Below are 15820 nucleotides of genomic sequence, written 5' to 3'. Positions count from 1 at the left end.
TGCTATGATATCTAAATAAACAGAAAAAACCCGGTCGCTCCATAAGGAGTACCGGGTTTCCAATAAATTGATTTGCGTATTAATCGTTGTTATTATTGCGTGAACGATTGCGTAAAAATGTCGGAATGTCCAGCTGATCATTGCTCGGCTGATTTCCGAAAGGACGCAGGTTCGGCGAACGCGTATCTGTCGTCTCCGCTGTTGCTGGAGCTGGCTTACGTCCTGGTGGTGGTGGAGCAGGCTTATCTTCAAAACCAGTTGCAATAACTGTAACCTTAATCTCCTCTTTCAGGTCTTCGTCAATGATGGCACCAAAGATCATGTTTACTTCCGGGTCGGAAGCAGACGTTACGATCTCTGCCGCTTCGTTCACTTCATACAGGGACAGATTAACGCCACCCGTAATGTTCATGATTACCCCGCGAGCACCTTCAATAGAAGTTTCAAGCAAAGGACTCATAATGGCTTTCCGTGCTGCTTCTGCGGCACGATTCTCACCAGTTGATTCACCAATTCCCATAAGGGCTGAACCACGTTCATGCATAATCGTTTTGACGTCAGCAAAGTCAAGGTTGATCAGACCCGGTACAGCGATCAAATCAGAGATACCTTGTACAGCTTGACGAAGTACATTATCCGCTTGACGGAATGCTTCAAGCATAGGAGTCTTTTTGTCTACGATTTCGAGCAAACGATCATTAGGAATCACGATCAGTGTGTCGACTTTTTCTTTGAGAGCTTCAATACCTTGCTCTGCATGGCTGGAACGCTTGCGTCCTTCAAATGTAAATGGACGAGTTACGACACCAACGGTAAGTGCACCACACTCTTTAGCGATTTCGGCAATAACCGGAGCCGCACCTGTACCTGTACCGCCGCCCATACCGGCTGTAACAAATACCATGTCTGCACCTTTCAACGTGTTCATGATCAGATCGCGGGACTCTTCCGCTGCTTTTTTACCTACATCCGGGTTGGCGCCAGCACCAAGACCACGAGTCAATTTATCACCGATTTGCAATTTATGCTCGGATTTCGCCAGGTGTAACGCCTGAGCATCCGTATTCACCGTAATAAATTCAACACCTTGTACACCATTTTCAATCATACGGTTGACTGCATTGCTTCCGCCGCCGCCTACACCGATGACTTTAATTTGAGCCAAGCTCTCCATCTCGAAATCAAATTCCAACATATTATTCCATCTCCCCCTCAATGTGCATGGATGGCCCGTCCAATTTTTGATTTGAACCGAATCAATTTCATATATCGACGAACGAAAGCGTTTATTTTAGTACCGGCGCATTCAGACGGCTTCAAGAATGTATGAAATGGATCCAACCTGTTATATAAATTCGCTGAACATATTCTTCAGCCGCTCGAACAGACCGGGTTTTTGCTCCGATTCCTGTGCCGTATTTGGCTTCGGACGGTTGGTCGGTTTCTTGTTGTTATTATTGTTGTTGTTTCCACCGCTGTTATTGATCGAGGGACGAATGCGCAAACTGCGAATTACACTGTGCAATATGCCGACTCCGCTTGTAAACCCAGGGTCACGCACACCAATATAATCCGGAACTGCAACTCGTACCGAAGCAGCAAGCTCATGCTGAGCGACCTGCAGAACCCCCGGCATAGAGACCGTACCTCCCGTTAGTATATAACCTCCAGGAAGCTCGTTGTAACCAAGACGCTTCACTTCTTGGGATATCATCTGGAATATTTCCTGAACCCTAGGTTCAATAATTGCTGCCAGATCCTCCTGTGAAAACTCCTTGTCTACATTACTGCCAATTCGGGTGACTTTGAACATCACATCCGCAGCAGCATCATCCAACCAGGCGCAGCCATATTTCAGTTTCACTTTCTCTGCCTGATCCGTTAACGTGCGTAAGCCATAGGCGATATCATTTGTTACGAATTCCCCACCTATAGGCAACGTTGATGTTGCAACAAGACTGTCTTCTTCAAAAATGGCGATGGTTGTTGCACCTGCTCCAATATCAACAAGCACTGAACCCATCGTTTTTTCATCTTTGGACAAAGCCAGTTGACCCGCTCCAAGCGACATGAGAACCAGATCGCTTACTTTCAGACCCGCTTTTTCCACGCAGCGCAAAAGATTATGTATCGCGGTTTTTGCACCCGTTATGATCGTTGCTTCAACTTCCAGACGAACACCAATCATACCACGGGGGTCCTGTATGCCCTCCAAGCCATCCACAACATATTGCTTGGCGACAACATCAATAATTTCCCGTTCCGGCGGAACTGCAATGACTTCGGCTGCTTTCAACACCCGTTCCATGTCTTCTTCTCCGATTTCACGATCCTCGTTAGACACAGCCACGACGCCGTGACTGCTCATCAGTCCGATATGATTTCCCGAGATTCCAACATACACTTCGGATATTTGAATACCTACCATACGTTCTGCATGATCCACTGCGTTGCGAATCGACTGCACCGTCTGATCGATATCTACGATTACACCTTTGCGAATTCCCTCCGAGTCGGCAGATCCAACTCCTATAATATTAAAGGTTCCATTATTCATTTCCCCAATAATAGCGCGAATTTTGGATGTACCGATGTCCAAACTAACAATGATGTCATTGTTGCTCAAGTCTGTGGCACCTCCTGACTCCAATAGTAAATTACGTTCGAATTTAAACACTCTTAAAACATATTCAACACACTTCAGGCTTTCCCTCTTTTTTCTACAATGTTTTTGGGTGTCAAAATCTGGTTGCCAGACATAAAACATTGAAGAAAAAAGAAGGAGGCAACTCATGTGCCATAAGTTCAAGTGTATCATTTTTTCTTCATCTCAGAAAGAACAAGTTTCATTGCTCTGACGGGGTCAAACCCCGACCTGCCTAGGCTTTCATATTCAGTCCAGCCTCATAATGGCAAAGATCAGGGGCTTGCTCCTGGTTCAGCATCATCTTCCGGGTCATCCGGGATGAAAGGGACATAGGTATCTGCCTCAAGCATGGTGATTTTCCCAGGCCGTTCGGTCTCAATCACCTGATTCAGATACTCCACTTTATCCGATAAAAGAGAGACGGTTGTAATCACTTCAAACTGCGATTTGGTATACATCCGAATCTGATCCGGAAATGAAGGCGTTGGATTCGGAATAATTTCCGAAATATCCGTCGTCAATTCATTCGGAATTTTAGCCAGTGTCTGGCTCAGTTTGGCTTTGAGTGGATCATCAGCCTTCCATTGGGTCAATATAGGCTTCTCCACAGCAACACCAATTGTTGCCGGAACCGTCAAGCTTGTCCCACTGGCTAATATCGCTTTTAACGTACCGTCAGAACCAAGCTCATAAGCAACCGTAGCATATTCCTGAACCTTGATATGGATAATCCCCGGAAATTGCTTGTCCACGGTAACGGTGGAAATCGCCTTGATAGTCTTGAGACGCTCAATAACCTCGGCAGTACTTGTCCCAAAAAATTGTTCGCCTTCTTTCAGACCACTTTTCTCCAGCAGTTCTGAAGTCGCTGTATATACATTACCCGTAATTTCAATTGCCGAAATCCGACTCATGGAAGAACGAAAGAATAATACAGCCAGCAATACAATAAATAATAATAAGAGAATAATTACAATTTTGCGGCTTGTGTTTCCTTTTGGCCGATTCTTCTTCAGAACCGGAATTTGACTTTTAGGCATAAGTAGCGCTCCACAAAGCCTCAGGTCCCCTCCCTTCAAGAAGGGGACTCCAAGGACGTTAATTGGCAAAATCCAACTGTTTCGAAACGGGCGACTGTCGCTCAACCGATGCTCCAAGACTTTGGAATAACTTCTCGATCTGATCGTAGCCCCGGTCAATATGATGCACTTGCTCCACAACCGTTTTGCCTTGAGCAGCCAGACCAGCAATGACCAGAGCTGCACCTGCACGAAGATCGGTTGCTTCTACTGTAGCCCCGTACAGACGGGGAACACCACGGATAAATGCTGCGTTTAGGTCGACTGAAATATCAGCCCCCATCACATTCAGTTCATCCACATGTTTGAACCGGCCTTCGAATACCGTTTCCTTCATCACACTGACTCCGTCTGCCAGACTGAGCAGCACCATGATTTGCGATTGCAAATCTGTCGGAAACGAAGGATACGGAGAAGTCACAATACGGTCTACTGATTTGGGACGGCTCATACAGCTCACCGTCATTATATCATTGCAGACTGTGATTTGAACACCAGTGCGCTTCAATACATGTATAAGTGAAGTAAGATGAGCAGGATTGCAGTGTGTAAGCGTAACATTGCCTCGCGTTGCTGCTGCTGCAATCATCACGGTTCCGGCAACGATTCGATCCGGTATAATCTCATAGGAACATGGCTTCAGTTTCTCAACGCCATTGATCGTAATCGTATCCGTTCCTGCACCAATGATGCTTGCACCCATAGCATTCAGGAAGTGTTGCAGGTCCTGTATTTCAGGTTCTCTTGCCGCGTTGCAAATGGTTGTCGTCCCTTTAGCCATAACGGCTGCCATCATGATATTCTCGGTCGCTCCCACACTCGGGAAATCCAAATGAATATCTGTACCCACCAGATTGTGTCCATGACAGATAATCTGTTGGTCCTGCTCTTCAATCAAAGCTCCGAGCGCTTCCAGGCCCCGGAGGTGAAGATCAATTTTGCGTTCTCCAATGGCACAGCCTCCTGGCTGATACACTGACACTTGCCCAAACTTAGCCAGCAATGGTCCCATCAAAAAAATGGAAGAGCGCATCTGCTTCATTAGATCTTCTGGCACATCATATGACCGGATAGACGAGGTATTAATCGTCACTGTTCCCTGTTCATGCCGACACGTGCATCCAAGCCGTTCCAGGATATACAGCATCACTTCAATGTCCAGCAAGTATGGAACGTTATGCAGTGTAACTTCTCCATCTGCCAACAAACTTGCGGCCATAATCGGTAAAGCGGCATTTTTTGCTCCATGGATGCGTATGGATCCTGAGAGGGGTTTCCCGCCTTCAATCACCAATTTGTCCAATGTATCACCTCCGGGGTTTACCGCTCACCCACTACGAAGACTTCCGGTACCAGGTTAATACCGTTTTGAGATGATATAGTGCTCTGTATCTGCTGCATTAGGGTGATAACGTCCTCTGCTGTTGCTTGGCCTGTATTAACAATGAAATTGGCATGCATGGTGGATACCTGTGCGCCTCCCTGGGTCATTCCTTTCAGCCCTGCTGCTTCAATCAGGCGGGCTGCATGATCACCCGGTGGATTTCGGAATACACTACCTGCACATGCCATCTGCAGTGGCTGTGTGCGGCGCCGGCGATCTTTGTAAGCCGCCATCGTTTCCGAAATGACGTTGCGCTCTCCATGCTGGAGTTCAAATGCAGCTTCCAGCACGATGCCTCTCCGATCATGCAGAACAGAGTGGCGGTAGGCAAAATCCATGTCCTCCTTGCTGTAACGTACCAATTCCCCTGTCTCCAGTACAATCTCAGCGAATTTGAATATCCGTGACACATCCGATCCATGCGCGCCTGCATTCATGTACACAGCTCCACCGACAGTGCCGGGGATACCGCTGCCGAATTCCAGACCGGCCCATTCCTTTTTGGCAGCAACCACACTGAGTTTAACAAAAGAATGCGCCGCTCCGGCGGTTACACCGCCTTCGTGAAATTCGGCATAATCAAAGCCCTCGCCTAGTTTCACCACAACACCACGTATTCCTTTGTCTGACACCAGCATGTTTGAGCCCCGTCCAAGTTGCATCCACGGAATCTGATACGTGTGAAGCAATTGAACGAGATTCATTATCTGCTCTTTATTCTCGGGAATGACCAGTGCATCCGCAGGACCGCCGATCTTCCATGTGGTGTATTTGGCTAGCGATTCGTTTTCAAGAACTCTGCCAACATTATTCTGGGATAGTAACGATATCCACTGATGCATGTTTGCTTCCTCCTTTGCTTCAAAACCGATGAGCACGGTATGTTCTGTTGCTACAGACCGTGTTCTGGCGCCATGGAACGATGGTCACGATTTATACGGTATCTTATGTCAGCCCCGTCTTGTGTGTGACAATCGCCCACAATCACACTTTATCGGCGTGCAGCAAGACGCTGAATTTCATGAACAAGCACTTCAGCTGCATCGGGTTTCCCCAGTTTCCTGGAGGCTTCAGCCATTCGTTTGCGTCCCGATTCATCATTCATAATCTTGGCGATGGCTTCATACAGGACTTTTCCTGTAAGATCCTTCTCCAGCATCGTGAGTGATGCGCCTCCACCTTCAAGCGTGCGTGCATTGGCTTCCTGATGATTATTAGTCACGTTAGGTGACGGAATCAGAATCGAAGGAATACCCAGTGATGTAATCTCCGCAAGGAATGATGCACCTGCGCGGTTTACAATCAAGGATGTGCAGGCAAGCACCTCAGGCATATTGTGCACGTAAGGCAGGACATGCAGATGGTTTGGCATCGTCCCCAATGAGCTGCGAATGGCTTCACGCGTTCCATCAAAATAGGTATCCCCTGTCACGTAAACTACATGTACATCGTCCAATTGTTCCAGCATTGGAGACATGTCCACCATGGCCTGATTGATTGCTTTTGCCCCGCGACTGCCACCAACCACAAGAACAACGCGGCTGTTCATCGGTACACCTAATGTGGCAAAACCACGATCACGGCTAGCCTGGGCTACCGTAGTCGCTCGCGGATTACCGGTGTAGATCACCTTTTTTGCGCCGGAAAACGATTTTTCAGAACCTTCAAAGCTAACGGCAACCGTGTCCACATAACGCATCAAAAATTTGTTCGTCAGACCAGGGATGGCGTTCTGTTCATGAATTATACTCGGAATTCCCAGTTTTGTTGCTGCATATACCACAGGTCCACACACATATCCACCTGTACCAATCACAACATCCGGTTTGAATTCCTTCAGCATTTTTTTGGACTTGCGTACACCTTGAATGAAACGCATGACCGTTTTCAGGTTGTCGATGGACAATTTCCGCCGAAAGCCCGTAATATCAATGGATTTAAAAGGAATATTTTCTTGGGGAACCAGCTTGCTTTCCAGCCCTCTGGTTCCTCCGATGTATAGAAATGTCGAGTCCGGGTTCTCCGCCTCGCATTGTCTTGCTATGGCAACGGCCGGATAGATATGTCCACCCGTACCGCCACCGCTTAGAACGACTCGCATCGCATAGTCACCTCGCATAACGGGATAAATTCACTAAAATGCCCAGTGCTGTGAGCATGAGGGTCAATGATGATCCGCCGTAACTGATCAGAGGCAATGTAATACCTGTAACAGGCATCATGCCAATGACAACACCAATGTTAATAATGACCTGTACGGCGACCATACCTACGATACCAACACCAAGCAGACTGCCGAAGGCATCCGGAACGGTCATGGCTACACGCATCCCTCTCCACACCAGCACCAGAAACAACAATAATACAATCATTCCACCTATAAAGCCGAGTTCTTCGGCCAAAATACTAAAAATAAAGTCCGTTTGCGGTTCAGGTACATAACTGTACTTCTGCCGGCTCATACCCAGCCCCAATCCCGCCAGTCCACCCGGACCAATCGCGTATAAGGATTGAATGATCTGATATCCGGCACCCAGCGGATCGGACCACGGGTCCAAAAACGCTGTGATACGCTGCAACCGATAGGGTGCTGCTGCAATCAAAGCTGCAAACCCCGCTATGCCACCAAGAGCAAGCAGGCTTAGATGTTTCATTCGCGCTCCGGCTGTAAAAATAATAAGCATCGATGCGCCCATCATCACGGTGCCAGTCCCCAAATCAGGTTGCAGCATAATAATCCCAAAAGCCAAACCGATCAGTCCCAGCGGTGGCAGAAGCCCCGTTGTGAAGGTTTTTATTTTGCCCGGTTCCTTGCTCAGCCAGTGAGCGAGAAACAGAATCATGCCCAGCTTCATAAATTCTGAGGGCTGAATACCGAACGAACCAATGCCCAGCCAACTTCGTGCACCACCGCGAACCACACCGATGCCAGGAATGAGCACCGCAATGAGCATAATAAAACAGGCAATCAATATAGGCTTGGCATATTTCCTCCACACCCGGTAGTCTACATTAGCAGTTACGAACATGGCTACAAGCCCAAGCACCGCAAACAGGGCCTGTCTTTTTACAAAATAAAATGAATCGCCATAGTCATGAAAGGCAAGCACCGAGCCCGCACTATATACCATAATAATGCCGATGGCAAGCAATGCCAAAATACAAATCAGCAACCAAATATCTGGTGCCGGTCGCGTCTGTTTCATCAGGAGGCCACCCCTTGCATGGAAGTAGGGGCTTTTCCACCCCCCTACTTACAAGTTATGCGCCGCCTCTTTAAAAATGCGTCCCCGCTCTTCATAGGAAGCAAACATGTCCCAACTTGCGCATGCCGGGGATAACAAAACGACATCTCCAGCAGTGGCAAGCTTCGATGCTTCCTGCACAGCAACGGTTAACGTACGGGCAGCGTCCTCCTCATTATCGACGACCTTAATTTGCTTTAATCCGGCAAGTTCCGCGACCTTGGCAATTTTTGTCCGTGTCTCTCCAATTGCAACGACAGCTTTTACCCGTTCCTGGAACAAGGGTAACAACTCCATCATGTCTGATCCACGATCCAGCCCTCCGGCAATTAATACGACCGGTTCCTTGAACGAATTCAGGGCCATAACCGTAGCTTTGGAATTGGTCGCTTTGGAGTTGTTGTAGTATGCAGAGCCATTATGCTCCAGAACATATTCAAGTCGGTGTTCAACCGCCTTGAAGTCTGCAAGTGGAGCAGCCAGCACTGCTGGATCAGCTCCTGCAGCTACGGCAATGGCCACAGCAGCCATTGCATTTTCCACATTGAAGAGTCCAGCGATGCCAATGTTCTCGATGTCAATAATGATGTGGTGATCTCCGTTTTCATCCGCGTAGATAAGCTGACGCTTCACATCATCCTCTTCTCCATCCACATAAGGAGGATCTGCATACACACCTGTATTCAATTTCTCAATCATTGAGAAGGGAAGCAATCTGCCTTTGATGTAAGGAACCAGACCACGACATACCGCATCATCCCAATTCAGGATGGCTACGTCGTCAGGCTGCTGATTGGCGAACAGTTTGGCTTTGGAAGCCACATAATCATCCAGATCCCCATGATAGTCCAGATGTGTCTCTGCAACGTTAAGTAAGCTGGCAATCCGAGGACGGAAATCAACCGTTCCTTTGAGCTGGAAACTGCTAAGCTCCACAACCATCCAGTTATCTGGAGAAGCTTGCTCTGCCGCTTCACAGAGAGGTGTTCCGATATTACCGGCAACAATCGGTTTGAGGCCGGCATGCTCCAACATTTCTCCCACCCAAGTGGTCGTTGTTGTTTTGCCGTTGGAGCCCGTAATCCCAATCATGGGTGCAGCACATAGATGATAAGCAACCTCTACTTCGGTCACCACTTCAATGCCCAATGCCAAAGCTTGCTGCACAGGAGCTGCATGGTATGGGATACCCGGGTTTTTGACAACCAGCTTCACACCACTGTGAATCAGATCATCCGGATGCCCTCCGCATACAACAGAAATTCCCAAAGCCTCCAATTCGGAAGCTTCGGGACATTGATCTCTCTCTTTTTTATCATTTACTGTAACCTTCGCTCCGGCGCGATCCAGGACTTTGGCGACCTGTACGCCGCTTTTGGCCAATCCGAGCACAACTACTTGTTGTCCGCGATATGATTCAGGATGGTTCATGATCTACAACCCCTTGTTGAGATAAAGTCCAAGAGCGGCCAAAATTGCGCCTACCGCCCAAAAGGTAATAACAACCCGCCATTCTGACCAACCACTTAATTCAAAGTGATGGTGAATAGGGCTCATTTTGAATACACGCTTGCCACGAGTCTTGAAAGATACCACTTGAATGATGACAGACAGGATCTCGATAACAAAAATACCGCCAATGATGACAAATAGAAGCTCTGTTTTGGTTACAATCGCTACCGCACCAATCGCACCGCCAATCCCCAGAGAACCGGTGTCTCCCATAAACACTTTGGCCGGATGTGCATTGTATACCAGAAAACCGAGTACGGCTCCGATCATCGCTGCTGCACACACTGCTGCCGGCATCGACGTGGCTTGCATCGCCACAATGGCAAACGCGCCAAAGGCAATCGCACTTACCCCTGACAGCAAACCATCCAGACCGTCGGTAAAGTTAACCGCATTGGTAATGGCAAGCATCATGAATACGACAAACGGATAATAGAACCATCCAGTCCAGTCAAACGAGAATGACGTACCCGGAATAGAGATGGCTGTGCTGTGTCCATTCTGGATCAGCAAGACACACATCACTGCACTGAAGAACAATTGGCCCAGCATTTTTTGTCTGGCCGTCAGTCCCAGCGAACGTTTGAACACAATTTTGATGTAATCATCCAGGAAGCCAATCAGCCCGAATCCCAGCGTAGCCACGAGCAAGACATAAAAGTCTGTATTCTTGACTGCTGAAAATTTCAAAAAGGCCAATGTGAACGCAACTAAAATGACGACTCCACCCATTGTAGGTGTCCCGCTTTTTTTCAAATGGCTCTGAGGCCCATCTTCCCTAACTTGCTGTCCGAATTTCATTCGACGTAACAGCGGAATCAGGAGCGGTGCGGCAATCACCGCCAGAATAAATGAAACGCCGATTGTTAACAGTAATACCTGAAAATCCATGGGTTCACCCCTCTAGTCTACTCGATTCTGTAATGGTGCTATTTGTAGTGCTTCGACCACGTCCTCCAGCTTCATGCCTCTTGAGGCTTTGAACAAGACAACGTCTCTGGGATGTAGTTTCTCCAGTAGATAACGGGTCATTTCTTCTTTATCTATAAAAGCATGCACAGCCTCTGTAGGCATATGCTTGCTTGCTCCTTCAGCAATCTTGGCTGATAGCGGACCATATACCAGCACCATGTCCATTTTGGCCGATGTGATATACTCTCCGATTCCGTAATGCAGATCCTGCTCTTGGGGACCGAGTTCAAGCATATCACCAAGCACAGCCACTTTCATGCGGTATCCTTTCAGACCTTCTAGTACATCGATTGCGACCTTCATGGAGGTTGGACTTGCATTGTATGCATCATTCAGCAGGGTTAGACCACTAACGCCTTGAGTAACTTCAATACGCATGCCTGTTAGTTTCAAGCGAGACAATCCCGCGGCAATCTGCTCCGTCGTCACTTTGAAATGACGGGCTACAGCCAAAGCAGCCAGACAGTTAACAACATTATGCGTTCCTAGCAGAGGTAGCGTAAATGCATGTTCTCCAGACTGTTTGGTGGTGAAAACTACCCCGTTCTGCGCATTCATAAGTCCGGTAGGATAGTCATCATTATCGGTTTGCAGACCAAATGTAAACCGCTGCAATCCATCGGGTTGTTTCGTTGCGGGCTCTTCAAGGACTTGTGCAATTAAAGGCTCGTCTCCGTTGTAGATCAGTAACCCGCCAGGCTTCAATCCCGCGGCAATCTCGGCTTTGGCTCTGGCAATCTCCAATCTGGACCCCAGCTGAAGCAGATGTGATTCACCAATATTGGTAATGATCGCTACATCAGGCTGCGCAATAACCGACAGATCGTTAATTTCCCCGCGACCACTCATACCCATCTCCAAAATGATAATCTCGGTATCCGGGTCCATGCTTAGTACAGTCAGTGGTAAACCAATGTGATTATTGAAGTTGCCTTGCGTCTTATGCACTTTGAACGTCGTCGAGAGAATGGCATCCACGATGTCCTTTGTTGTTGTCTTGCCGTTGCTGCCTGTAATGCCGACTACAGCCGCTTTATTCTCCGTTAGATAAGCAGATGCGAGTGCTTGCAGTGCGACAAGTGTGTCGTCAACAACAATGACAGCTCCTTGTGGCGGAATACCATGATCCTTTTGCCAGATCGCCCCTGCAGCCCCTTTCTCTAGACAGGCTTGCACAAATTCGTGTCCGTCAAACCTTTCACCCACTAGCGGGATAAACAAACTGCCTTCCAGGGGTTTACGCGAATCGGTAAATACCCCTTCAACCATTACATTGCCATGAGCAGCAACGTCACTTAATGTTCCTCCACACATCTCGGCCAATTGTGCCAATGTTCTTTTTATCAATTGGATTTGCCCCTTATCGCTTCTTTGGCTATGATTCGGTCATCAAAATCGGTTTTGGTTGTGCCGATAATTTGATAGGTCTCGTGACCCTTGCCCGCAATCAATACTACATCGGCTGGGCTTGCCATTTCAATAGCTTCATGAATCGCCTGGCGCCGATCCACAATCATCGTATAACGTTCAGCAGGAACGGATTCTTCAATCAGGCCCTGTTCAATGTCTTTGAGAATCAGATCCGGATCTTCTGTCCGTGGATTATCGGAAGTAACCAGTACAAAATCACTATAATTCGCAGCAATTTTCCCCATGAGAGGGCGTTTGGTACGGTCCCTGTCACCACCACAGCCAAACACGCAGATTACACGTCCTTCGGCAAATTCTTTCACCGTACGCAACACATTCTCCAGTCCATCCGGTGTATGGGCATAATCGACAATAACAGCAAATGGCTGTCCTTCGTCCACTCCTTCAACACGTCCATCCACGCCCGGAACCGTCTCCAGACTGCGCTTGATCTCTTCCAGCGGAATGCCTTCAACCAGCGCTGCGGAGATTGCTGCCATTGCATTGTACACATTGAATTTGCCTACCATGCGCAAGCGAATATCCGTGCTGCCTGCAAATGTATCCACGTGGAAAGAAGTTCCCTGAGACGTGATTGAGATTTGGGATGCGCGTACATCCGCCTTTTCACCCATGCCATATGTAATCACTTCAGCCGCAGTCACAGAGATGAAATAAGCTGCAGCCGGATCATCTGCATTGATAACAGCGAATTTACGCTGTGAGACATCTTCCGTATAACCGTTACCCAGTCGTGCGAAGAACAATCCTTTGGCCCCGCGATATTCCTCCATGGAATGGTGGTAGTCCAAATGATCTTGCGTCAAGTTAGTGAACACTGCAGTACGGAAATTTGTTCCCTTTACTCGCCCTTGTTCCAATGCGTGAGAAGAAACTTCCATAACACAGCAGTCTGTACCTTTCTGAACCATATCATGCAGACTACGCTGCAGATCAAGCGCCTCTGGTGTTGTTCCTGACATCGGGTAGGTGCGACCGTCATACCGCATTTGAATAGTACCGATCAATCCCGTCTTGCGTCCGTAATCACTCATGATTTTTTCAATCAAATAGGTGGTCGTTGTTTTTCCGTTCGTTCCCGTTACACCAATCATATTCATCTTCTGGCTTGGAGAGTCAAAAAAGAAATCTGCTAGAACAGCCATCGCAAATCGGCTGTCCTTCACCAGCAATTGTGGTACAGGCAGATCCAGCTGCCGTTCAACCACCAATGCAACTGCACCGGCATTTACAGCTTTTTCTGCATAATCATGACCATCTACCGTATGCCCCGGAAGACAGATAAACAGATCACCCGGTTTTACCTGCCGGGAATCTGTCTGAAGGTTTTGGCATTCTGTATTTGATTCGCCCACGAGGCGGGCGGTGGTCAGCATCGATGCAAATTGTTTTAAAAGCACATGAATAACCTCACTTTTCCAATTATACTTCTGTTTTAACATATGTCTGTATTTATTAATATCGTCAATACAACCAAATATTGAAACGCACTTGGATGAATTTTGTTGCGCTAGAAGCCTCAAACTACCCCTAAGTCCCTTTATTCATCCTTTGTGTGATCATGTGCATCGTTCAGTACATTCCCCATATAAATGCGGATGGTTGAGCCCTGATCTACCCTTGCGCCAGGCTTAGGCGCCTGGTTAATCACATATTTTCCACTACCGGACTTCGCCAGCATAAAATTCATGTTCAGGTCTTCGTATAAATCAGCAACTGTAGCGCCTGTCAGATCTGGAACGGTCACGATTTTGGTCTCACCATACTTGTATTCTTTGGCGACCTGATCCTTCCGAACAGGGACATTCATATAATGCAAAGCATCTTCAAGGATGTTCTGCACAATCGGGGCGGCAACCACACCTCCGAACTGAATTCCTTTGGGATTATCAACTGCGGTATAGACCACAATCTGAGGGTCATCTGCCGGTGCAAATCCGATAAAGGATACGATATGCTCGGTCGAGGAATAACGTCCGTTGATAACCTTCTGGGCTGTACCTGTTTTGCCACCGACCCGGTATCCATCAATGAATGCCGGACGCCCGGTACCTTTTGCGACAACACTCTCGAGTGCTTCACGTACTTGTTTGGATGTATTCTCCGAGATCACCTGACGAACCAGTTCCGGCTTGGCTTCTTCCATGACTTCTCCGGTGACCGGATGGACCCACGCTTTCGTAACATAAGGCTTGTAAAGTTTCCCCCCATTGATGGCCGCTGACACAGCAGCTACTTGCTGAATGGGCGTTACGGATACACCTTGACCAAAAGCAGTCGTTGCAAGCTCAACAGGTCCCACTCTGGACAGTTTGAACAGAATTCCACTCGCTTCTCCGCTGAGGTCGATCCCTGTCTTGGTACCGAAACCAAAGTCTTTAATATAGGAGAAGAGCGATTCTTTGCCCAGCCTCTGCCCCAAAGCCACAAAGCCCGGGTTACATGAGTTCTCCACAACTTGTAAGAAGGTCTGACTTCCATGGCCACCCTTTTTCCAGCAACGCAGACGGGCTCCACCCACCTCAACATATCCGGGATCAAAAAATTGATCCTGTTGCAGATTGACCTTTTTCTCTTCAAGCGCTGCTGCCAAAGTAATGATCTTAAATGTGGAGCCCGGCTCGTAGGTCATCCAGATCGGTAAATTCCGATTGTATATCTCCGCGGGATATTGCTGATAATCAGCAGGTTCGTATCCCGGCCTGCTGGACATCCCCAAAATTTCACCCGTTTTGGGATTCATCGCTATGGCCAATGCAGAGTTCGCCTGGAACTTCACCATGGCCTGATCCAGTTCTCTCTCCATGATGGACTGAATGGATTTATCAATGGTCAGTCTGAGGTTAAGGCCGTCCTTCGGTTCCACATACTTCTCGGATGAGCCCGGCATTAGCCTTCCGGCCGCATCGGACAAGTAGGACACACTGCCATTCAAACCATTCAGCTTATCATCATATTTCTTCTCAACACCCGTTAAGCCCTGATTATCAATGCCCGTAAAACCAAGAATATGGGCAGCCAAATCATCATAAGGATAAAAACGTTTATTGTCCTCAGCAACAACGATACCCGGAAGCTTCAAATCACGGATGCGCTGAGCTTTCTCCATCGTAATTTTGCGGCCACCGGGTTGTAGTCGTACAATGAGTTCTCGTTTCTTGATGGTTGCGAGCACTTTTTCTTCCGTCATCCCAAGCAATGGGGCCAGCGCTTTAGCCGTCGTTTCAGCTTCTTTAACCTGAGCCGGAATGGCCATAATGGTTGGTGTTGTCACATTATAGGCCAGAGAGGTTCCATTTCGATCCAGGATCTCCCCTCTCTTGGCTGAGTAAGGAATATTACGCCGCCAGGATTCTTCTGCTTTTGCTGACAATTCAGGGCCTTCCCCGAGCTGTACATAAGCAAGCCTGATCATCAGGGCCGAAAATAACAAAACTAAAATCATTAAACTCCATAGCAGCCTGCGCCGCAGATTTACGCTTGATCCCTTCACGAAAAGATCCCCCCACTCGTCCCAAAATCATGACATTCGTTCCATTCATGAATATTC

At 47.9% G+C, this 15820-nt stretch carries 12 protein-coding genes; all 12 read right to left on the bottom strand.

Annotation, left to right across the window (positions count from 1 at the left end; genetic code table 11):
- Positions 1–79 precede the first annotated feature (79 nt).
- Entirely contained in the window at positions 80–1195 is a 1116-nt protein-coding gene (gene ftsZ / locus D829_RS0102740) for a cell division protein FtsZ (RefSeq protein ID WP_017687306.1), read from the bottom strand.
- A gap of 150 nt (positions 1196–1345) precedes the next feature.
- Complete coding sequence (gene ftsA / locus D829_RS0102735) at positions 1346–2626, bottom strand: cell division protein FtsA (RefSeq protein ID WP_017687305.1); 1281 nt, start codon at positions 2624–2626, stop codon at positions 1346–1348.
- Positions 2627–2919: 293 nt separating this feature from the next.
- Positions 2920–3687 carry an FtsQ-type POTRA domain-containing protein gene (locus tag D829_RS0102730; RefSeq protein WP_017687304.1) on the bottom strand — a complete coding sequence of 256 codons (768 nt, stop codon included), beginning with the start codon at positions 3685–3687 and terminating at the stop codon, positions 2920–2922.
- A 58-nt stretch (positions 3688–3745) separates the two neighbouring features.
- Entirely contained in the window at positions 3746–5029 is a 1284-nt protein-coding gene (gene murA, locus D829_RS0102725) for a UDP-N-acetylglucosamine 1-carboxyvinyltransferase (RefSeq protein ID WP_017687303.1), read from the bottom strand.
- 17 nt (positions 5030–5046) lie between these two features.
- The gene (gene murB / locus D829_RS0102720) at positions 5047–5952 is read right to left on the bottom strand and encodes a UDP-N-acetylmuramate dehydrogenase (RefSeq protein WP_017687302.1); all 906 of its coding nucleotides are present in this window, start codon (positions 5950–5952) and stop codon (positions 5047–5049) included.
- A gap of 149 nt (positions 5953–6101) precedes the next feature.
- Positions 6102–7211, bottom strand: coding sequence for an undecaprenyldiphospho-muramoylpentapeptide beta-N-acetylglucosaminyltransferase (gene murG / locus D829_RS0102715; protein WP_017687301.1), 1110 nt, complete (start codon positions 7209–7211; stop codon positions 6102–6104).
- A gap of 7 nt (positions 7212–7218) precedes the next feature.
- Complete coding sequence (gene spoVE / locus D829_RS0102710; RefSeq protein ID WP_017687300.1) at positions 7219–8316, bottom strand: stage V sporulation protein E; 1098 nt, start codon at positions 8314–8316, stop codon at positions 7219–7221.
- A gap of 48 nt (positions 8317–8364) precedes the next feature.
- Positions 8365–9786: a UDP-N-acetylmuramoyl-L-alanine--D-glutamate ligase gene (murD, locus tag D829_RS0102705; RefSeq protein WP_017687299.1), complete on the bottom strand. Its 1422-nt coding sequence runs from the start codon at positions 9784–9786 to the stop codon at positions 8365–8367.
- 3 nt (positions 9787–9789) lie between these two features.
- Positions 9790–10758: a phospho-N-acetylmuramoyl-pentapeptide-transferase gene (gene mraY / locus D829_RS0102700; RefSeq protein WP_017687298.1), complete on the bottom strand. Its 969-nt coding sequence runs from the start codon at positions 10756–10758 to the stop codon at positions 9790–9792.
- A 12-nt stretch (positions 10759–10770) separates the two neighbouring features.
- Positions 10771–12183: a UDP-N-acetylmuramoyl-tripeptide--D-alanyl-D-alanine ligase gene (gene murF / locus D829_RS0102695; RefSeq protein WP_026080968.1), complete on the bottom strand. Its 1413-nt coding sequence runs from the start codon at positions 12181–12183 to the stop codon at positions 10771–10773.
- A complete protein-coding gene (locus tag D829_RS0102690; protein WP_017687296.1) occupies positions 12183–13670 on the bottom strand; it encodes a UDP-N-acetylmuramoyl-L-alanyl-D-glutamate--2,6-diaminopimelate ligase in 1488 nt (495 codons plus the stop codon). Before D829_RS0102690 ends, murF begins: the two co-directional genes overlap by 1 nt.
- 140 nt (positions 13671–13810) lie before the next feature.
- Positions 13811–15763, bottom strand: coding sequence for a stage V sporulation protein D (locus D829_RS0102685; protein ID WP_017687295.1), 1953 nt, complete (start codon positions 15761–15763; stop codon positions 13811–13813).
- Between the last annotated feature and the right edge of the window lie 57 nt (positions 15764–15820).

Origin of the sequence: Paenibacillus sp. PAMC 26794 (assembly GCF_000316035.1) — a bacterium.
Lineage (GTDB): Bacteria > Bacillota > Bacilli > Paenibacillales > Paenibacillaceae > Paenibacillus.
The sequence above is the reverse complement of the archived record's forward strand: the minus strand, read 5'-3'. Positions and strand labels throughout refer to the sequence as shown.